Here is a 17,950-nt window from a genome sequence, read left to right on the forward strand (position 1 = left end):
ACCGGAAAGGAAGGGCCGTGGACGCACCGGGCAGGCGGTTCGCGCTCCCCGCGTGGTCCGCGGTGCTCGCGTTCGCCGTGTGCGCGCCCTTGCTGCGCCGCGGGTTCACCCTCGGCTACGACATGGTGTTCGCGCCCCGGCAATACTTCGTGCCGGACGCCTTCGGGCTCGGCAGCACCCTGCCGCGTTCGGTGCCCGCCGACGCCGCCGTCGCGCTGGCCACCACGGTGCTGCCCGGCGACCTCGTCCAGAAGATCGTCCTGCTGCTGGCCATTTTCGCCGCCGCGCTCGGGGCGGGCCGGCTGGTCCCGACCGGATCTCTGGGCACGCGGCTCGTCGCGGCGACCGCCTACGCCTGGACGCCGTACCTGGCCGAACGATTGTTCATCGGGCACTGGCCGCTGCTGCTGACCTACGCCTGCCTGCCCTGGATCGCCGCGGCCGGGCTCGCGGTGCGCGCGCACGAACCGAATTCCTTGCCGAGGCTGGTGCTCGCGAGCGCGGCGGCCGTGCTGACCCCGCCGGGCGGCGTGCTCGCGGCCGCCGTCATGGTCGTGTCCGCCGGGTCCCGGCGGCTCTGGCAGACGATCCCGATCGCCGTCGCGCTCAACCTCCCGTGGCTGGTGCCCACGTTCCTCAACGCCGGCGGCACGTTCTCCGACCCGGCCGGGGTGACGGCGTTCAGCGCCCGCGCCGAAAGCTGGGGCCCCGCACTGCTGAGCGTGCTCGGGCTGGGCGGGATCTGGAACGCCGAAACCGTGCCCGGCAGCCGGGCCATGCCGCTCGTCCCGGTGCTGACGCTGGTCGTCGTCGCGATCGCCGTGGCGGGGCTGTGGCCGCTGGCGCGGCGGTGGGGGAAGGCGCCGGCCTGGTCGCTGTCCCTGCTCGGCGTCACGGGTGTGCTGCTCGCGTCCCTGGCGACGTTGCCGGGCGGAACCGCGCTGCTGACCGCGGCGACGCGGTACCTGCCCGGCGCCGGGCTCCTGCGTGACGCCCAGAAGTGGGTGGCCTGGTGGGCGTTGCCGCTCGCGCTCGGCTTCGCGCTGGCCGTGGAAGCCGCCGCGGCGAAGCTGAAAACCGGGCGGGGCCGGATCGCGCTGGCGACGGCGGCGATCGCGCTCCCGTTGGTCACCATGCCGGACCTGGCGTGGGGTGGCTGGGGACGGCTCGGCACCGCGCAGTACCCGGACGACTGGCGGGCGGTGTCCGAAGTGCTCGGTGACCGCCCCGGCGACGTGCTCGCGTTGCCGCTCTCGGCGTTCCGCGGGTTCGCCTGGAACGACGACCGCACCCAGCTGGACCCGGCGCCGCGCGCGCTGCCGAAACCCGTGCTGATGGACGACACTCTGCAAGTGGGGCGCGAGCGCATCGCCGGCGAGGACCCGCGCATCGGCGACGTCCGCGCCGCGACGTCCGCGCGGGAGCTCACCGCCGCCGGGATCGGCTGGGTCCTCGTCGAACACGGGACCCCCGGCTACGTCGACCCGCGGTTGCTCGCCGACGCGACGCCGGTGTGGTCGGGTGAATGGCTGACGCTGTACCGGACTCCGGGTGTGCCGCCGGTGAAAGGGATTTCGTGGGCGCCCGCCTTGGTGGCGAACGGAGTAGCGCTGGGATTGCTGTGCGTCGCACTGTTGTGCCGCATGTTACCGATGCGTACATTGGGCCGCGGCAGGATTTCCCCGCCGCGGAAGGAGTGACACGTGGGCACGGTCATCGGCGCGGTCGTCGCCGTCATCATCGGCGGCGGGGTGGCGACCGGGGCGGGGTTCGCCCTCGTCAAGGGCGCGGACCCGGACACCGCCGCCCAGGTGCAGGACAAGCTCAACGCCCAGGTGAAGTACAACCCGGCCGATCACCCCGGCAAGATCTACGGGGACCGCTGACGGCGTGACCCGGCTCGCCTCCGACCACGCCCACCGCGTCGTCGGGCTCTACGGCGACCCCACCGTTTCCTGGAGCATCCTCCTCGAAGCGGAACTCGCCGCGGCCGCACCGGAACCGGAAAAGCTCCGGGCGCGCCTGGCGGCCGCGATCCAGCAGTACCCGCACCTCGGTGCCGTGCCCGGCATCGAACTCGCGGACGACCTGCCCGCCGTCCGCGACCGGTTCGCTTCCCAGCCCTACGAACGCGCCGCGCCGCTCGTCCGCGTCGCTGTCCGCGCGGAACCGCCCACACTGCTCGTCGCCGCGCACCACGGCGCGCTCGACGGCCTCGGTCTCTTGGCGCTGCTCGGCATCCTCCTCGACGTCCCGGTTTCCTCGGGGGCGACCGGGATCGGCGCACGCGGCGGCGGCAAACCCTTCCTCGTTTCGGCCTTCCAGCGGCTCGCTGAGGCGCTTTTCGCGCCGCCGGGCCGGATCGTGCCGGATCGGGCCGTGCCGTCCTCAGGGGACGTCTTCGCGGCGCGGCACGAACCCCGGCTGCGCCTCGGCGCTCCCGGGTTCGTCACGGCCGCCGCCCGCGCCACCGAACGCTGGAACCGCGCGCACGGCGCCCGGACCGCGCGGGTCGTGGCCGCCCTCGGCGCGTCACGGCGTTCCGGTGCCGCCCCGGAACCGGTGCACGACAGCGCGTTCTTCCGGCTGCGGCTGGGTTCCCGCGCGGCCGACGTCGGCGGGCTGCTGCGGGCGCAGCCGCCCGAGCCGGACTTCCCCGCGCGCAGCAGCCGGGTCGCCCGGCTGGGCACGCGCCTGCTGGCCGGCCGGCTGGGTTCGACGTTCCTGGTGTCGAACCTCGGCCTCGTGTCCACCGGGGACACCGTGCACTCACTGGCGTTCTACCCGGCCGCGAGCGGCCGGTCCGGCGTGGCGTTCGGCGCGGCGACCACCGGCGGTACCACCACGGTCACCGTGCGGGCCCGCCGCAAGGACTTCGACGCGCCTGCGGCGGCTCGCCTGCTCGGCGAGTTCGGCGACGCGGTGCGGGACCAAGCTTGACGTCAGGGCCGCGGCTCGGTCGCTTTGCCGCCGGTAGCCCGCTCGCCCCCACGTCTTGAATGACTCATTCAGGACCTCCGAAGACCTGAATGAGTCATTCAAGACGCAAGCCTGACGTCAGGGCCGCGGCTCGGCGAGTTCCGGCGCCCCGGCCAAGACGCGCGGCCGCGGCGCCGGCTGCCCGGAGACTTCCCGCACCAGTGAAGCGAATTCGGCCGCGCTGCGGTCCCAGCTGAACGTCCCGGCCCGCTCGGCGCCGGCCAGGCCCATCTCCGCGCGCCGCAGGCCGTCCGCGAGCAGGCCGTCGACCTGCGCGGTGAAGTGGTCGAAGTCGTCGGCCAGCAGGCCGGTGCGGCCCTCCACAATGGATTCGGCGACCCCGCCGGCGGCGCGGTAGGCGACCGAGGGCACGCCGTGCGCCGCGGCCTCCATGATGACGATGCCCCAGCCCTCCTTGACCGACGGGCACAGGTGCAGCCAGGAGCGGGCGAGGATCTCGTGCTTGGCCCGCTCGTCGACCCAGCCGTGCAGCACCACGCGGTCGGTGACCCCGCGCGAAGCCGCGTGCGCGCGCAGCACCTCGTCCCACGGTCCCTGGCCGACGACCTCCAGCCGCAGGGACGGCCAGCGCCCGGCGAGCCGCGCGACGACGTCGATGGCGTGCTCGATCCGCTTGTGCGGCACCAGCCTGCTCACCGCGACCAGGGTCGGCTCGGGAGCCCGCTCCGATTCGCACACCGGTGGCGCGTCCAGCCCGTTCGGCACCACGGCGACGCGCTCCGGCTCGACGCCGAGGCCGGCCAGTTCGCCCTTGGTGACCTCGGAAACGGTGACGTAGCGGCACTTGCGGAACAGCCACGGCGCCAGCCGCGACTCGATCCACCAGCCCGCCCGGCCCAGCGCCTCGCCGAGCGCGCTGATCCACTGTTCTTTGTGGACGTGGTGCACGAGCACCAGCACGGGACAGCCGGCCACCAGCCGGGCGAAGAACGGCATGCCGTTCTGGACGTCGACGACGAGATCGGCGCGGGCGCGGCGGATCGCGCGCAACGCGTGCGCGTACACGCCGAACTTCCCGCCGCGGCGCCGGTAGCGGACGCCGTCGCGCCATTCGCCCGCGGTCGCGCCGGGGTAGGCCGCGCACTGGATTTCGACCCGGTAGCCCGCTCTCGCGAGTCCTTCGGCCATCCGCTCGACGTACCGCTCCGACCCGCCGCCCTCGGGGTGGCCGGTGTCGCGCCAGTTGACGAGGAGCACACGAGGACGTTCCATCGGGTTATCCCAACTGTAGCGACGGTGCTAGGTTACTGGTGCGTACACAGTAGATGAACGTATTCGGGAAAGCGACGGTTCAATGGTAGGTAATCCGGTGCTCTCCGCGACCGCGCGGCCCCACCGCGCCACGCTCGGCCGTTCCGTGACGCTGTTCCGGGCGTTCCTCACCGAGCAGACCGACCCCGACGGCTTCTATTCCACGCTCGCCGACGACTCCGTCCGGCAATTGGCGTCCCACACGCCGCTTTCCGGGCGCACGGTGCTCGACGTCGGCGGCGGTCCGGGGTATTTCTCCGACGCCTTCCGTGCGGCCGGCGCGGTCTACCTCGGCCTCGACCCGGACGTCGGCGAGCTGTCCGCGCGCGGCGAGCCGGGGGAGAACATGATCCGCGCCAGCGGCACGGAACTGCCGGTGCGCACCGGATCCGTGGACGTCTGCTACTCCTCCAACGTGCTGGAGCACGTCGCCGAGCCGTGGGTCATGCTCGACGAGATGTGCCGCGTGACCAAGCCGGGCGGCACCGTCTTCGCCTCGTTCACCCCGTGGTATTCACCGTGGGGCGGGCACGAGACCGCGCCGTGGCATTTCTTGGGTGGATACTACGCCCGGCAGCGTTATGCTCGGAAACTCGGGAAGCAGCCGAAGAACAAATTCGGGGAAAGCCTCTTCCCGGTTTCCGTCGGCGCCGCTCTTCGCTGGGCGAAAACGACGCCGCTCGCCGACCTGGTGGCCGGGTACCCGCGCTACCACCCGGGCTGGGCGATGGGGATCGTGCGGATTCCCGGCCTCCGCGAAATCGCTTCGTGGAACCTGGTGCTGGTGCTGAAAAAGCGTTAGGTGCGGGCGAAGGCCACCTGACGCCGCCGCGGCGGCGCGGGTGGCTCGGCCGGGCGCCGGCGGGCGAGCAGGACGATAGCGACGATGATCAGGACACCACCCCCGATCCCCAGCCAGAGCGGGCCGGTGGTCGAGAGGAACTCGAGCCTGCCCTTGTTCGCGTTCACCTGGTCGACCATCTGCGAGATGGTCTTTCCGTTGTAGGCCAAGGTGCCGTCGAAGACGACGGTCGGGGGCGTGGTGCCGGTGCGCAGCTCCTGGTGCTGCTGTTGCTGCTGCTTGACCTGGATCCCGGTGACCGGCTCGACCCACATCGTGTTGACGCCGCGGTAGTACAGCTCCGCGTCGGCGGTCGGCAGGGTGGAGCCGACGAGCGAGCCGGGCACCGACTTCGTCGCGAGCTTGGTGTCCGGGATGTCCTGGACGAACTTGTAGGTCTCGATCCCGTTCACCGTCTCGGTGCCGGTGTAGCGCGCGGTGACCGCCGCGCCGGTGTTGTCGTCGTAGACCTGGTAGTCCTTCTGCTCGGTGCCGAACGGGAACTTGAAGTTCAGCCCGGGCTGCGCCTTGTAGTCGTTGGTCTCCGCCGGCTTCTCGCCGTTCTTGTCCGCCTTGTCCTTGAGCTCGGTGACGAAGCTGCTCTTGGCGTCGCACGGCGGATCGGTGTCCCCGCGCGGGTCGTAGCCTTCACCGGTGCGCCGGTCGAAGCAGACCTGCCGCTTGCTCGCGCTGACCACGGTGTCGTCGGCGTCGTCGCTGACCTGCACGGCGAGCAGCCAGACCGCGTAGTCGGTGTCCTGGCGCATCTCCGGCGCGGCGAAGTTCGCCTGCACGTGGGCGATCGCGGTCAGCTTGGCGTTCTCGCGGATCTCGCTGACCGGGCCTTGGCCCTTGTCGACGACGGCGAGGACCTTGCTCGCGGTGCCCTCGAGCACCGACGTCGAATCCTGGTCCAGCGGTACTTTGGCGAGTTTCGGGTACACATAGGTCGGCAGGAGCACCGCCCCGGCGGCCGCGAACACCCCCAGTGCCAGCAAGATCAGGCCGAAAGCTCGTCGCAACGGTCCTCCAGGGTCGTACTGCGGACACAAATTACCCGGCGGTAATCAGTGCACGGATAGTGGCCCGCGCCACGTCGCGCGTCAAAGTGTGACCGGCGGTCACAGCCACCGCGTGCGACCGGAAGGTGGCATGGGCGCCGCCGTTCGGACCAAGCGACCAAACATGTTTGTTCCCGGGCACAACGGGCATGGCCCCACCATCGGACGGTCCCGTATCCGCCGCGCCGGAGAGCAAAGGAGAAATTCGCTGCTACCGCAGGACCCTTCGATGGTCGCCATCGCGGCCACCGCGCGCTGGCGGGCCCGGATCGTGGCGGCGGCCGCGAGCGCGGGCATCACCATCACCGACCCCCTGGCCGGCGTGCCGGGCATCCGCGTGCTGACGTGCGCCCCCGGCGACCTCGCCCGTCTCGTCCCGAGACTGGGCGCCGAGCCCTCCCGCGCGGCGATCGGCGCGCATTCGGACTCGATCGCCGACCGCGAACTGCGCGACGCGGTGGCCGACGTCGCGGCCCTGCTTTCGTTGCACGGCAACGTGGTCCTCGACCTCGACGCGGGCCGCCGCGGTGGCGGCGTGCGCCCGGACGTGGTCGTTTCGGCCGCTCCCCATAGTCCCCAGTGGACGGAACCGGCGGTCGCCCTCCCGGTCGGCACGGACCGGCGCGGGGCCCCGCTCACGGTGGAGCTGACGGCGGGCCCGGGTTTCGAGGGGACGCTGCTGGAACTGGCGCGCCTGGTCGAGGCGGACGCGGCTTAGGACGTGGCGGGCGCGTAAACCAGTTCGAGGGTCCCGGACGGGAAGGCGGTGCTCTTCACCAGCCGCAGCTTCACGGCCTCGGGCAGTTCCGGGAACAGCGCGGCCCCCTTGCCCGTGACGGCGGGCAGTACCCACAGCCGGTACTCGTCGACCACCCCGAGCTTGATCAGCGAGTGCAGGAACGCGGTACCCCCGGCGGCGACGAGGTCCTTGCCGGGCTCGGCCTTGAGCTTGGCGATCTCCTCCGCCGTGTCCCCACTGGCGATCCGGGTTTCGGGCCAGTCGTCGGCTCTGGTCAGGGTGCGGGAGAACACGACCTTGGGGATCGCGTTCATCGCCTTGGCGGACGGGTGGTCGCTGGTGGGCCAGTACCCGGCCATGATCTCGTAGGTGTTGCGGCCCATGAGGAAGGCGCCGGCCTCCCACAGCCGGCTGACGAAGTACTCCTCCTGCTCGGGGTCGTTGCCTCGGGTTGGGTGCCGCATTGACCGAACCCTGACCGGCGCGAGCCGTCAGAGGTCCTCCTCCACCCACTCCAGCAGGTCGCCCGGCTGGCAGCCGAGGACCCGGCACATCGCTTCCAGCGTGCTGAACCGCACCGCCTTCGCGCGGCCGTTCTTCAGCACCGCCACGTTCGCCGGCGTCAGCCCGACCTTCTCGGCGAACTCCCCGACGCTCATCTTCCGCTTGGCCAGTTCGACGTCGATGCGCACGACGATCGGCATCAGATGACCGCTTCCATGTCGGACTGCAGTGTGGTGGCCCGCCGCAGGAGGGCCCGCATCACGATCAGGAGCAGGCCGAACACCGTGATCGCGACGGTCACCAGGAACAGCACCATCGGCATCCCCGGGTCGTCCGCGTTGAAGCCGACGAAGAGCAGCATGCCGACGAAGACCAGCCACGCGGCGGCCACCGCCCAGACGATCACGTCGACCCACTTCAGGGACGCGGGGGTGAAGATCCGGTCGTTCTTGACCAGTGTCAGCAGCTTCCACGTCGCGACGAGCACGACCTCGACGCACAGCACCAGGAACACCGCGATGGCGGTCAGCGGCCAGCGCAGGTTCGCGTCGTTCGGGTTCTGCGACGTCGTGTAGGCGATCCCGCCCGGCAGCGACAGCGTCTGGAACACGACGAGGACGCCGAACAGCAGCACCAGGAAGACTCTGAGCGCGCGCACGGCCCACTTCTCGGGAATCATGCGACGAATATCGCTCGATATCTATCGAAAGTCAATAGGTCAGTCGAGCTCCGGGTCCAGCCGCACCGACTCCAGCGCGACGTACAGCTCGCCGACGTCGACCGGGTCGGTCAGGGTGCGCTTGGTCAGTTCCTGCACGCGCCGCAGGCGGTAGCGGACCGTGTTGGGGTGCACGAACAGCCGGTCCGCGGCCTCCTTCGCCGAGCCGTGGCCGGCGAACCACGCGAGCAGCGTGTCGAGCAGGACCTTGCGTTCCGCGCCGGGCAGGGCGAGCACCCCGGACAGCGCGGAGCGGACGACGTCGCGGGCCATCCCCGGGGCCGCGGCCACCAGCGTCGTCACCGGCGAATCGCCGAACACGACCACGCCCGCGGTCGCCGACGGCAGGGAGCGGCGGGCGATCCGGGCGCGGTGCAGCGCGTCCGGGACGTCGGGGAACCCGCTGAACGGCCGGCTCATCCCGGCCGCCACCGGCAGCGATCCCAGCACTTCGCGCAGCCGCCGGACGTCCTCGATCCGGTCGATCGCGACCAGGCCGGCCTCGCCGCCGGGCCGCCACGCCGACCGCCAGCGGCGGGCGCGCAGCAGCGCTTCGACGGAGTCCTGCTCCTCGGGCTCGATGCGCTCGGTGACCACCGCGACGAACATTCCCGCGGTCGGCAGGCCCAGGTCGCGCGCCGCCGACTCCATGTCGGCCTGGCTCGCGAGCCGCCCGCGCAGCAGGTCGTCCAGCAGCCGCGCGTTCGCGTGCGACGGCTCGGCTGCGACCTCTTCGTACGCCGTCGTCAGCGCGTCGGAGTAGAGGTCGATCGCCTTCCAGACGTAGGAGTTGATCTCGATCGTCCGGGTCGGGTTGAGGAACTCCGGGCCGGCGAGTTCGAGCAGGGCTTCGTAGACGAAGGTGCCGCCGATCCGGAACGCGCGCAGCACCGCCGGCAGCGGGATGCCCTGGCGCGCCTGGACGAGCCCGGTCTTGCGGGCGGCGTCGAGGGCGAGGCCGCGGCCTTCGACCAGCGCGGTCAGCGCTCGTTCGAGGTTGGCCCGGCAGACCTGGCGCAGTTCGCCCGGCGCGACGTGCTCGACTTGGCGGTAGAACTCGTCCTCTTCGCTGAGCAGGCGGGCGAGCCGATCGGCGAACTCCGGCAGCCTGGCCAGCATCTCGCGCACGAGCTCACGGTGCTCGCGCGGTACCGGCCTGGCCAGAGCTTCGATGCCCATCCCTCACTTTAGCTCGGGTCCCCGGCCCGGGACATGCACGAACTTGAGCAAAATTCATATCCGCCGGGTGATCGTGCCGGTGAGGTCTTGACGAACTCAGCCCGGTTTGCGCGCGGTCAGGTAGACGTGCGGCTCGGCCGCGGCGCCGGGGTGGTCAGGGACGAACTCCGCTTGGTCCTCGCGGATGATCTCCAGGCCGGCTCCCCGCAGCCGCTCGGCGAGCGCATCGGCGGTGAAGCTGCTGGCGCGGACCGGGTGTCCCATGAAGACGATGTCGACCCCGTCGACGTCGGCGGGCACGGTGGCGAACAGCAGCAGGCCGCCCGGCTTCAGCCACGTCGCCAGCCGGCCGATCATCGTTTCCTGGTCGGTCCGGGGGAGCTGCAGCATCGAGAAGAACGCCGTGATCGCGTCCCAGCTGCCGGGCTCGAAGGACAGCTCGCGCATGTCGCCGAGCTCGAACCGGGCGGCGGGGACCTGGGTGCGTGCGAGTTCGACCATCTTCGGCGCGACGTCGTACCCGGTGACGTCGTGGCCGGCGGCGACCAGGAGCTCCGCGGTGGGGCGCCCGGTGCCCGCGCCGAGGTCGAGCACCTTCGCCTCCGGGGGCAGGTCCGCGAGGAGGTCGGTGATCGCCGCGCGCTGGGCGGTCGCGGTGCGGTACGCGGTTTCGTAGTCCTGGCCGAGCGCGTCGAAGACTTCGGCGGCGGATTCGGGACGGGTCATGCCTGAACTGTGCCAGAAGAAACCGAACGCAAGGAATCGACTTCTTCTTGCAAGTTCAGGGCAAAGTCTTGTTTGATGCGCGAGCGTGGCCTAATCTTCCGCCGCAGTCCCTCCGGCGAAACGAGGCCCTGGATGTCGCGACGCACCTTCGGAGCCGCGCTCGCCGTGGTCACCGCGCTCGTCTCGGTGGCGGCACCGGCGGCAGCCGCCGACCGGCCGGTCGTGACGCGCGCCGCGCTCGACCCCGCGCTGGTCGCCGGGCGCGGCGCCGCCGTCGGTTTCCTCGAGCAGGAAGCGGAGAACGCGCGCACCGACGGTGTCGTGATCGGGCCCGACCGCTCGGCGTACACGCTGCCTTCCGAGGCGTCCGGACGGCGGGCCGTCCGCCTGGCACCGGGGCAGTACGTCGAGTTCACGCTGCCCGCCGCGGCGAACGCGATCACCGTCCGCTACAGCATCCCCGACGCCCCGCGCGGCGGCGGGATAACGGCGCCCCTCGACGTCACGGTGAACGGCGGCCACCGGCAGCGGATGACGCTGACGTCGCAGTATTCGTGGCTGTACAACCAATACCCGTTCAGCAACGACCCGGACGCGGACCTGCTGCACCCGGACTGGTGGATCACCGAGTGCGGCTGCGTGCCCGCGGCGACCACGCCGGCGCCGGTGCTCGCGAAACCGTTCCGCCCCAGCCACTTCTACGACGAGCAGCGGCTTCTGCTCGGCCGGTCGTACCGCGCGGGGGACAAGGTGCGCCTCACCGCCTCGGCCGGTGCCGCGTGGACGGTCGTCGACCTGCTCGACTCCGAGCAGGTGGCGCCGCCACGCGTGGTTCCCTTGGCGGTCAACGCACTGCTCTTCGGGGCCGACCCGACCGGCCACCGCGACTCGGCCGACGCCCTCGACCGCGCCATCGCCTTCGCGCGCCGCGCGCACTTGAAGGTCTACCTGCCGCCCGGGACCTACCAGGTCAACCGGCACGTCATCGTCGACGACGTCACGATCGAGGGCGCCGGCAGCTGGTACACGATCCTCAAGGGCCACGGCGTCGGCGTCTACGGCGAAGAAGCCACCGCCGGGGGCAGCCACGACGTCCACCTGTCGGGCTTCGCGATCGAAGGCGACGTCCGGGAACGCGTCGACACCGACCAAGTCAACGCGATCGGCGGCGCGCTCAGTGACTCCACTGTGGACTCCCTGTACCTCCACCACACGAAGGTCGGCCTCTGGTTCGACGGGCCGATGCGGAACACGCGCGTCACGAACAACGTCATCGCCGACCAGATCGCCGACGGGCTGAACTTCCACACCGGAGTCACGGATTCGCTGGTGGCGGGCAACTTCGTCCGCAACACCGGCGACGACGGGCTGGCGATGTGGTCGGAGAAGGCGCAGGACGCGCGGAACACGTTCGACCACAACACGATCCAGACCCCGGTGCTGGCCAACGGGATCGCGCTGTACGGCGGCGTGGACAACACGGTCTCGGGCAACCTCGTCGCCGACCCGATCCGCGAGGGCAGCGCGATCCAGGTGGGCTCGCGGTTCGGCGCCGAGGCCTTCGGCGGGTCGCTGCGGATCACGGACAACACGACCGTCCGGGCCGGGACGTTCGAGCTGAACTGGAAGATCGGGCTGGGGGCGATCTGGTTCTACGCGCTGGAAAAGGACATCGCCGCGGACGTCGAGGTGACCGGCGACCACTTCCTCGACAGCACCTACAACGCGATCATGCTGGTCAGCGACTTCCCGGTGAAGGACGAGTACGCGATCACCGGGCTGAAGTTCGCGGACCTGCGCGTCGACGGCACGGGGACGTCGGTGCTGAGCGCCCGGTCGGCGGGGTCGGCGTCGTTCCGGAACGTCGACGCGCGCAACGTCGGCGCGGTGGGCGTCAACAACTGCGGGTCGTTCAACTTCCCGCCGACCGGTTCGGAGTTCTCGCTGACCGACCTCGGCGGCAACGACGGTGGCTGGCTGGCGCCGTGGCTGCTGCCGAACACGATCACCTGCGACGACCGGCCGCCGGTCGTGGCGCCGCCGGCGCCGTCGCCGTGGTGACCTAAGGTTCGACCGTGGCTGGTTTGCGCGGGGTGTTCGCGGGGTTCGGCAAGAGCAGGGCGTTCGCCGCCGTGGGCCGGGCGCTCGTGCCGGCCGACCGGGTGCTGCTGCGGATCAGCGGCGGCCGGGTCGGCGTCGGCGCGGCGGTCGGGCTGCGGACGTTGCTGCTCACGACCACGGGCCGCCGCAGCGGCGAGCCGCGGCAGGTGCCGCTGCTGTACGTCGAGCGCGCGGGCGGCTACGTCGTGATCGGCTCGAACTGGGGTGGCGAAACCCACCCGGCCTGGTCGGCGAACCTCCTCGCGCACCCGGCGGCCACAGTCACCCGGCACGGGCGGACCGTGCCGGTCACCGGCCGCCTCCTGACCGGCGACGAGCGCCGGGAGATGTGGGACGCCGTCGCCGCGTACTGGCCCGCGTACGACCGGTACGCCGTGCGGGCCGAGCACCGCGAAATCCGCGTCTTCCTGCTGGAGCCGGTCAGCCGATGAGGTCGGTGTGCCGGATCCGGTACACCTGCAGCCGCAGGTTGTAGTACTTGTCGGTCTCCCCGACCCACCGCATCCCGAGCCGCTTGGCGACGGCGATCGCCCGCGTGTTGTTCGGCCGCGCGACCGCGAAGAGCTCCTCGGTGTCCTGGGTGAAGGCCCACTCGATGAGCGCCGACGCGGCTTCCGACGCGTACCCGTGGCCCCAGGCACCGGGGCTGAGCTGCCACGACAGTTCGAGGTCCTCTTCGAACGGCGGCAGCAGCCGGATGCCGAGCCCGCCGATCACGGCACCGTCCTCTTTGCGCTCGATCGCCCAGCGGCCCCGCGGCGGCGGCAGGTTCGGCTGCGCCTCCTGCCAGGCGTGCAGCACCGCGCGCATGGCGCCGATGTCGCCGACGCGGTCCATGGCCGGGGTGAGCCAGTGCGTGACGTCTTCCGCGCCGTAGACGGCGAACGCGGCTTCGGCGTCGTCCACCGTCCAGTCCCGGATCACGAGCCGGTCGGTGTTCAGCGGGATCTCCATATCAGGACGCTACGCCGGGAGGGCCGGGATTGTTCCCGCGGCAACGTGCTCATGGAGAAAATCGAGGGCATCCCGGTGTCCGGGCCCGGTCTACAGTCGGCGCGTGGACGAGATGCGTGACCTCCTGATCCGTGCCGCCGAGCTGGCCGCCGACTACCGGGCGGGTCTCCCGGAACGGCCGGTCGTGACCGGGGCGGCTCCCGCGGCCTTCGGTGGTCCCCTCCCGGACGGCCCGACCCCACCGTCCGAAGTGCTCGAAGAACTCGCGCGCGTCGCGGACCCCGGGCTCGTCGCCACCGCCGGGCCGCGCTTCTTCGGGTTCGTCATCGGCGGCGCGCTGCCCGCCGCCACCGCGGCCGACGTCCTCGCCGCCGGGTGGGACCAGAACGCCTTCAACGCCGTGCTCTCCCCGGCCGCGGCCGCCGCGGAGGACACCGCCGGGCGCTGGCTCAAAGAGCTGCTCGGCATCCCGGCCACCGCGTCCGCCGGGTTCGTCACCGGCGGCCAGGGTGCGAACACCGTCGGGCTCGCCGCCGCGCGGCACCACGTCCTCGCCGAAGCCGGGTGGGACGTCGAACGCGATGGGCTCGCCGGCGCGCCGCGAGTCCGGATCGTCGCGAGCGAAGAACGGCACGCCACGATCGACCGCGCCCTGCGGCTGCTCGGCTTCGGCACCGGCGCGATCGAGCCGGTGACCGCCGGCGCGCAAGGGGCCATCGACGTCGACGACCTCCGGGCCACACTGGACGCCGGCCGCGGGCCGGTGATCGTCTGCCTCCAGGCGGGCAACGTCAACACCGGTGCCTGCGACGACCTCCGCGCCGCCTGCGAAGCCGCGCACGCCCACCGGGCCTGGGTGCACGTCGACGGCGCCTTCGGGTTGTGGGCCGCGGCGAACCCGGCCACGGCGCCGCTCCTGGACGGTGTCGAGCTCGCCGACTCCTGGGCCTGCGACGGCCACAAGTGGCTGAACGTCCCGTACGACTCGGGGTTCGTCTTCTGCGCCCGGCCGGACGTCCACGCCGAAGCGATCGCCTACCGCGCCGCCTACCTGGCCGGTGCCGGTGAACTCGCCGGCATGGGCGACCTGACCTTGGAGTCCTCCCGCCGCGCGCGGGGCTTCGCGGTCTGGGCGGCGCTGCGCGAGCTGGGCCGCGACGGCGTCGCCGAACTCGTCGACCGCTGCTGCCGGCTCGCGCGCCGGTTCGCCGACCGGCTCGAGGAGGGCGGCGCCGAAATCGCCAACGACGTCGTGCTCAACCAGGTCCTGGTGTCCTTCGGGGACGGAACGGACGAACTCGTCCGGAAGGTGCAGGACGACGGCACCTGCTGGCTGGGCGGCACCACCTGGCGCGGCCGCCGCTACCTGCGGATCTCGGTCTCCAACTGGTCGACGACGGAAGCCGACGTCGACCGTTCGGCCGCCGCGATCCTCCGGCTGGCTCAGTAGCCTTCGCGCACCGAAAGGGAGTCCGTCCGCCAGCCGATCCGCTTCTCCTCGCCGGTCGGCCAGCTCGACGACAGCCGCCGCCGGACGCTGCCGAGCGCGCCGAGCTCCGCGAGGTCCACGCGGGACCCCTGCGCCGCCAACGACGTCACCTCGGTGGTGGTGAGCGGGACGAAGTCGAAGTACTGCGCGTCCTCCCCGCCCTTCCAGTCGACGAATTCCGTGAAGATCGCGGCGAAAGCCTGGCCGCATTCGGGGCATTCGCGCAGCGAAATACCGAAATGCGAGCGTTCGACCAACCTGTGGATTTCGCGCAGGCGGGTCGTGCAGAACGCCAGCGCGGTGAGGGCGTCGGCGCCCGAGCAGCGCGCGCAGCCGAACTCGGTCATCCGCCGATCATCGCACGCCGTGAATCCGCGCCCGGCTGCGGGGGTACCGGGAAACCCTTTGACCCCAACGTTTCGCTCTGGTCGGCAGTGGTCTGGACCTGTTAACGTGCGCCGGATGAGAAAGAGCATCGTCGTCGCCGCGCTGGCGCTCGCCGGCGCCACCGTCATCGCGCCGCCCGCCGACGCCGGGCAGGCACAGGGCAAGGTGATGGCCTACTTCGCCGATTGGGACGTCTACGCGCGCAACTACCACGTCAAGGACATCGAAACGTCCGGTTCGGCCGCGAGGCTGACCCACATCAACTACGCCTTCGGCAACGTGACGGGTGGCGGCTGCGCCGTCGGCGACCCGTGGGCCGACCACGACATGCCCTACGACGCCGCCACGAGCGTCAGCGGCCAGGCGGACAGCGGCACGCTGCACGGCAGCTTCAACCAGCTCCTCGAGCTGAAGAAGCTGCACCCGAAGCTGAAGGTGCTGTGGTCGTTCGGCGGCTGGACCTGGTCGGCCGGCTTCGGCGAGGCGGCGAAGAACCCGGCCGCGTTCGCCGAATCCTGCTACAACCTCGTCAACGACCCGCGCTGGGCCGGCGTCTTCGACGGTATAGACATCGACTGGGAGTACCCCAACGCCTGCGGCGCCACCTGCGACACCAGCGGGCCGAAGGCGTTCACCGAACTGGTCAAGGCGCTGCGCGCGAAGTTCGGGCACCGGCAGCTCGTCACCGCCGCCATCACCGCGGACGGCTCGAAGAACGGCAAGATCGACGCCACCGACTACGGCGGCGCGAGCCGGTACCTCGACTGGTACAACGTCATGACGTACGACTACTTCGTCGCCGGCGGCCAGCCGACCGGGCCCACCGCGCCGCACTCGCCGCTGCGGTCCTACCCGGGCATCCCGCACGCCGGGTACTACGCGGACGCGGCCGTCCAAAAGCTTCGTCACCAGGGCGTGCCGTCGTCGAAGATGCTGCTCGGCCTCGGTTTCTACGGCCGCGGCTGGGACGGCGTAACGCAGAAGCAGCCCGGCGGCACCGCGACCGGCCCGGCGCCGGGCACGTACGAAGCGGGCGTCGAGGACTACAAGGTCCTCAAGACGACCTGCCCCGCGAACGGGAAGGTCGCCGGTACGGCGTACGCGAAGTGCGGCTCGCAGTGGTGGAGCTACGACACGCCCGAGACGGCCTCGGCCAAGGCGGGCTACGCGAAGTCGCAGGGGCTCGGCGGCGTGTTCGCCTGGGAGCTGTCCGGCGACACCGCGAACGCGGAACTGCTGCGGGCCATCGCGGGCCGCTGCTAGAAGCTGGAGGGCCCGGGCGCGAGCGCGCCCGGGCCCTTCGTCCACTCAGGACGCGGGGAACCCGTGCCGCCGCGCGCCGAGCACCACGGCCAGCACCGGCAGCAGCAGGACCAGCAGCGTCCAGGGGAACGACGACGGCCCGGCGGCGTCGAGCAGGACCCCGCCGGCCACCCCGCCCGCGGCCATCGCGGCGTTCCACAGCGTGACGAGCATGGCCTGCGCGTTGTCCGCCGCGCCGCCGCCCGCGCGGCCGGCGGCCGTCTGGAGCAACGTCGGGACCCCGCCCCAGCCGAGTCCCCACAGCGCGACGGCGGCGTAGACCAGCGCCGGGCCGGCGGCGAAGATCGCCAGCAGCGCCGCGGCCACGGCGACCAGGACCGTGCTGAACACCATCAGCGTGCGCGGCGCCCGGTCGATCACCGCGCCGACGATCCCGATGCCCGCCATCGAGGCGACGCCGAACACGAGCAGGACGACGTCGACCGAACCACCGAGCCCGGCGTGGGCCAGGAAGGTCGCGATGTAGGTGTAGAGCACGGTGTGCGCCAGGACGAACACGAGCGTCACGGCCAGTACGGGTGCCACGCCCGGCACGGTCAGCGTGCGCCGGACCGGGATCCGGCCGCCTGCCTGCCCGGGCTGATCGGGGACTTTGGTGGCGATCCAGGCCAGCAGGACGGCCGCGAGCACCGACATGACCCCGAACGCCCAGCGCCAGCCGAGCAGGTCGCCGAGGAACGTCCCGGCCGGGATGCCCAGCGACAGCGCCAGCGGAATGCCCGCCATCACGGTCGCGATCGCCTTGCCCGGCGCGTCCGGGACGAGCCGCCGCGAGTACCCCGCGAGCAGCGCCCAGACGACCCCCGCGGCGATCCCGGCGACGAACCGCGCCACCATCGTCAGCGCGTAGTCCGAGGAGAGGGTGGTCACGGTGTTGGCCACGGCGAACCCGGCCACTCCGGCCAGCAGCAAGCGTTTGCGGGACCAGGCGGCGGTCGCCGCGGCGAGCGGGATCGCGGTGAGCGCGGTGCCGAGCGCGTAGACCGTGACGGCCTGCCCCGCGGCGGCCACGCCGACCCCGAGCCCGGCACTCATCCCGGGCAGCACCCCGGCGGGCAGCGCCTCGGTGAGCACGGTGACGAACGCGGCGGTGGTCAACGCGAGGAGGGCGGGGGTCGCCGTCCGGGTGCTGGAGATCGTCATGCGGTTATGCTGAAACCTTCACATACGTGTGAAGGTCTACGTGAGGTGGCGCACATGCGGATCGGCGAACTGGCGGAACGCACCGGAACCGCGCGCCGGCTGCTCCGGTACTACGAGGAACAGGGCTTGATCATCGCCTCCCGCGGGGCGAACGGGTACCGCGATTACGACGAGCCGACGGTCGATCGGGTGCTGCAGGTACGCGGGTTGCTCGATGCCGGGCTGCCGACCCGGATCATCAAGCAGATCCTGCCGTGTCTCGACAAGCCGCGGGCGATCTATTTTCCGGACGCCACGCCGGAGATGCTGGCGACGTTGGAGGCGGAGCGCGACCGGATGGCGCGGCGCGCGGAATGCCTGCTGCGGAACCGGGACGCGATTTCGGAGTACCTCGACGCGGTGCGGGAGTACAACCGGGTCTAGTGGTCGGCGGCCGTCAGTGCGTGCCGTTCGGCCCGGTCCGAACATTGCTGCGGCGCCGGGGGCGAGTTGCCCGGTGGTGAGTGTTCTGTGG

20 protein-coding genes are annotated in these 17,950 nt (G+C 71.6%); 10 read left to right on the top strand and 10 right to left on the bottom strand.

Annotated elements, in window-relative coordinates; all coding sequences use genetic code 11:
* The first annotated feature begins 17 nt into the window (after positions 1-17).
* The 3 genes from H4696_RS43580 to H4696_RS43590 are packed head-to-tail and all read left to right on the top strand — an operon-like array spanning position 18 to position 2,940.
* Positions 18-1,700, top strand: a complete 1,683-nt coding sequence (locus tag H4696_RS43580; RefSeq protein WP_192782851.1) for an MmpA family trehalose lipid delivery protein — start codon at positions 18-20, stop codon at positions 1,698-1,700.
* A gap of 3 nt (positions 1,701-1,703) precedes the next feature.
* Positions 1,704-1,886 (top strand): hypothetical protein, encoded by a 183-nt coding sequence (locus tag H4696_RS43585; protein ID WP_086858486.1) that lies wholly within the window; start codon positions 1,704-1,706, stop codon positions 1,884-1,886.
* Between the two features lie 4 nt (positions 1,887-1,890).
* Positions 1,891-2,940, top strand: a complete 1,050-nt coding sequence (locus H4696_RS43590) for a hypothetical protein (RefSeq protein WP_086858485.1) — start codon at positions 1,891-1,893, stop codon at positions 2,938-2,940.
* Positions 2,941-3,057: 117 nt separating this feature from the next.
* Here the strand turns inward: H4696_RS43590 and H4696_RS43595 are convergent, their stop codons facing one another.
* Positions 3,058-4,197, bottom strand: a complete 1,140-nt coding sequence (locus tag H4696_RS43595; protein ID WP_086858484.1) for a glycosyltransferase — start codon at positions 4,195-4,197, stop codon at positions 3,058-3,060.
* A 160-nt stretch (positions 4,198-4,357) separates the two neighbouring features.
* Here H4696_RS43595 and H4696_RS43600 point away from each other — a divergent pair, with 160 nt between their 5' ends.
* A complete protein-coding gene (locus H4696_RS43600; RefSeq protein WP_086858493.1) occupies positions 4,358-5,053 on the top strand; it encodes a class I SAM-dependent methyltransferase in 696 nt (231 codons plus the stop codon).
* Here the strand turns inward: H4696_RS43600 and pgfA are convergent.
* Positions 5,050-6,114 (bottom strand): cell envelope lipid trafficking protein PgfA, encoded by a 1,065-nt coding sequence (gene pgfA / locus H4696_RS43605; protein ID WP_086858483.1) that lies wholly within the window; start codon positions 6,112-6,114, stop codon positions 5,050-5,052. The two genes, H4696_RS43600 and pgfA, sit on opposite strands and share 4 nt — an antisense overlap.
* 268 nt (positions 6,115-6,382) lie before the next feature.
* Between pgfA and H4696_RS43610 the strand changes: the two genes are divergently transcribed.
* The gene (locus tag H4696_RS43610; RefSeq protein ID WP_086858482.1) at positions 6,383-6,871 is read left to right on the top strand and encodes a hypothetical protein; all 489 of its coding nucleotides are present in this window, start codon (positions 6,383-6,385) and stop codon (positions 6,869-6,871) included.
* Here H4696_RS43610 and H4696_RS43615 read toward each other — a convergent pair.
* The 5 genes from H4696_RS43615 to H4696_RS43635 form a co-directional block, all read right to left on the bottom strand.
* The gene (locus H4696_RS43615) at positions 6,868-7,356 is read right to left on the bottom strand and encodes a dihydrofolate reductase family protein (protein ID WP_086858481.1); all 489 of its coding nucleotides are present in this window, start codon (positions 7,354-7,356) and stop codon (positions 6,868-6,870) included. The genes H4696_RS43610 and H4696_RS43615 overlap by 4 nt on opposite strands.
* 27 nt (positions 7,357-7,383) lie before the next feature.
* On the bottom strand, positions 7,384-7,596 hold the full coding sequence (locus H4696_RS43620; protein ID WP_086858480.1) for a helix-turn-helix domain-containing protein: 213 nt from the start codon (positions 7,594-7,596) through the stop codon (positions 7,384-7,386).
* Positions 7,596-8,075: a DUF2975 domain-containing protein gene (locus H4696_RS43625; RefSeq protein ID WP_086858479.1), complete on the bottom strand. Its 480-nt coding sequence runs from the start codon at positions 8,073-8,075 to the stop codon at positions 7,596-7,598. The genes H4696_RS43620 and H4696_RS43625 overlap by 1 nt, the downstream gene beginning before the upstream one ends.
* A 39-nt stretch (positions 8,076-8,114) precedes the next feature.
* Positions 8,115-9,293 (bottom strand): PucR family transcriptional regulator, encoded by a 1,179-nt coding sequence (locus H4696_RS43630; RefSeq protein ID WP_086858478.1) that lies wholly within the window; start codon positions 9,291-9,293, stop codon positions 8,115-8,117.
* Between the two features lie 96 nt (positions 9,294-9,389).
* Positions 9,390-10,019, bottom strand: coding sequence for a class I SAM-dependent methyltransferase (locus H4696_RS43635; RefSeq protein ID WP_086858477.1), 630 nt, complete (start codon positions 10,017-10,019; stop codon positions 9,390-9,392).
* Positions 10,020-10,151: 132 nt separating this feature from the next.
* Here H4696_RS43635 and H4696_RS43640 point away from each other — a divergent pair, with 132 nt between their 5' ends.
* Together H4696_RS43640 and H4696_RS43645 are read left to right on the top strand one after the other, a co-directional pair.
* Positions 10,152-12,080 (top strand): glycosyl hydrolase family 28-related protein, encoded by a 1,929-nt coding sequence (locus H4696_RS43640; RefSeq protein ID WP_192782852.1) that lies wholly within the window; start codon positions 10,152-10,154, stop codon positions 12,078-12,080.
* A 23-nt stretch (positions 12,081-12,103) separates the two neighbouring features.
* Positions 12,104-12,571 carry a nitroreductase family deazaflavin-dependent oxidoreductase gene (locus tag H4696_RS43645; protein ID WP_169734924.1) on the top strand — a complete coding sequence of 156 codons (468 nt, stop codon included), beginning with the start codon at positions 12,104-12,106 and terminating at the stop codon, positions 12,569-12,571.
* Here H4696_RS43645 and H4696_RS43650 read toward each other — a convergent pair.
* Entirely contained in the window at positions 12,561-13,094 is a 534-nt protein-coding gene (locus H4696_RS43650) for a GNAT family N-acetyltransferase (RefSeq protein ID WP_086858475.1), read from the bottom strand. The genes H4696_RS43645 and H4696_RS43650 overlap by 11 nt on opposite strands.
* Before the next feature lie 112 nt (positions 13,095-13,206).
* Here H4696_RS43650 and H4696_RS43655 point away from each other — a divergent pair, with 112 nt between their 5' ends.
* Positions 13,207-14,544 carry a pyridoxal phosphate-dependent decarboxylase family protein gene (locus tag H4696_RS43655; protein WP_086858492.1) on the top strand — a complete coding sequence of 446 codons (1,338 nt, stop codon included), beginning with the start codon at positions 13,207-13,209 and terminating at the stop codon, positions 14,542-14,544.
* Here the strand turns inward: H4696_RS43655 and H4696_RS43660 are convergent.
* Positions 14,538-14,930, bottom strand: a complete 393-nt coding sequence (locus tag H4696_RS43660) for a hypothetical protein (RefSeq protein ID WP_086858474.1) — start codon at positions 14,928-14,930, stop codon at positions 14,538-14,540. The genes H4696_RS43655 and H4696_RS43660 overlap by 7 nt on opposite strands.
* A 115-nt stretch (positions 14,931-15,045) precedes the next feature.
* Here H4696_RS43660 and H4696_RS43665 point away from each other — a divergent pair, with 115 nt between their 5' ends.
* Positions 15,046-16,233 (top strand): glycoside hydrolase family 18 protein, encoded by a 1,188-nt coding sequence (locus H4696_RS43665; protein ID WP_225955979.1) that lies wholly within the window; start codon positions 15,046-15,048, stop codon positions 16,231-16,233.
* A 45-nt stretch (positions 16,234-16,278) separates the two neighbouring features.
* Here the strand turns inward: H4696_RS43665 and H4696_RS43670 are convergent, their stop codons facing one another.
* Positions 16,279-17,436 (bottom strand): MFS transporter, encoded by a 1,158-nt coding sequence (locus H4696_RS43670; protein WP_086858472.1) that lies wholly within the window; start codon positions 17,434-17,436, stop codon positions 16,279-16,281.
* A 54-nt stretch (positions 17,437-17,490) separates the two neighbouring features.
* Between H4696_RS43670 and H4696_RS43675 the strand changes: the two genes are divergently transcribed.
* Entirely contained in the window at positions 17,491-17,859 is a 369-nt protein-coding gene (locus H4696_RS43675; RefSeq protein WP_086858471.1) for a MerR family transcriptional regulator, read from the top strand.
* The last annotated feature ends 91 nt before the right edge of the window (positions 17,860-17,950 follow it).

The sequence above is a fragment of the Amycolatopsis lexingtonensis genome (assembly GCF_014873755.1).
Classification (GTDB): Bacteria; Actinomycetota; Actinomycetes; order Mycobacteriales; family Pseudonocardiaceae; genus Amycolatopsis; species Amycolatopsis lexingtonensis.

Bases quoted from the DNA above. Each gene is read 5' to 3' on its own strand.
- H4696_RS43675 (WP_086858471.1), top strand. From the start codon at position 17,491: ATGCGGATCGGCGAACTGGCGGAACGCACCGGAACCGCGCGCCGGCTG.
- H4696_RS43630 (WP_086858478.1), bottom strand. From the start codon at position 9,293: ATGGGCATCGAAGCTCTGGCCAGGCCGGTACCGCGCGAGCACCGTGAG.
- H4696_RS43670 (WP_086858472.1), bottom strand. From the start codon at position 17,436: ATGACGATCTCCAGCACCCGGACGGCGACCCCCGCCCTCCTCGCGTTG.
- H4696_RS43620 (WP_086858480.1), bottom strand. From the start codon at position 7,596: ATGCCGATCGTCGTGCGCATCGACGTCGAACTGGCCAAGCGGAAGATG.
- H4696_RS43625 (WP_086858479.1), bottom strand. From the start codon at position 8,075: ATGATTCCCGAGAAGTGGGCCGTGCGCGCGCTCAGAGTCTTCCTGGTG.
- H4696_RS43615 (WP_086858481.1), bottom strand. From the start codon at position 7,356: ATGCGGCACCCAACCCGAGGCAACGACCCCGAGCAGGAGGAGTACTTC.
- H4696_RS43660 (WP_086858474.1), bottom strand. From the start codon at position 14,930: ATGACCGAGTTCGGCTGCGCGCGCTGCTCGGGCGCCGACGCCCTCACC.
- H4696_RS43640 (WP_192782852.1), top strand. From the start codon at position 10,152: ATGTCGCGACGCACCTTCGGAGCCGCGCTCGCCGTGGTCACCGCGCTC.
- H4696_RS43635 (WP_086858477.1), bottom strand. From the start codon at position 10,019: ATGACCCGTCCCGAATCCGCCGCCGAAGTCTTCGACGCGCTCGGCCAG.
- H4696_RS43610 (WP_086858482.1), top strand. From the start codon at position 6,383: ATGGTCGCCATCGCGGCCACCGCGCGCTGGCGGGCCCGGATCGTGGCG.
- H4696_RS43650 (WP_086858475.1), bottom strand. From the start codon at position 13,094: ATGGAGATCCCGCTGAACACCGACCGGCTCGTGATCCGGGACTGGACG.
- H4696_RS43665 (WP_225955979.1), top strand. From the start codon at position 15,046: ATGAGAAAGAGCATCGTCGTCGCCGCGCTGGCGCTCGCCGGCGCCACC.
- H4696_RS43655 (WP_086858492.1), top strand. From the start codon at position 13,207: ATGCGTGACCTCCTGATCCGTGCCGCCGAGCTGGCCGCCGACTACCGG.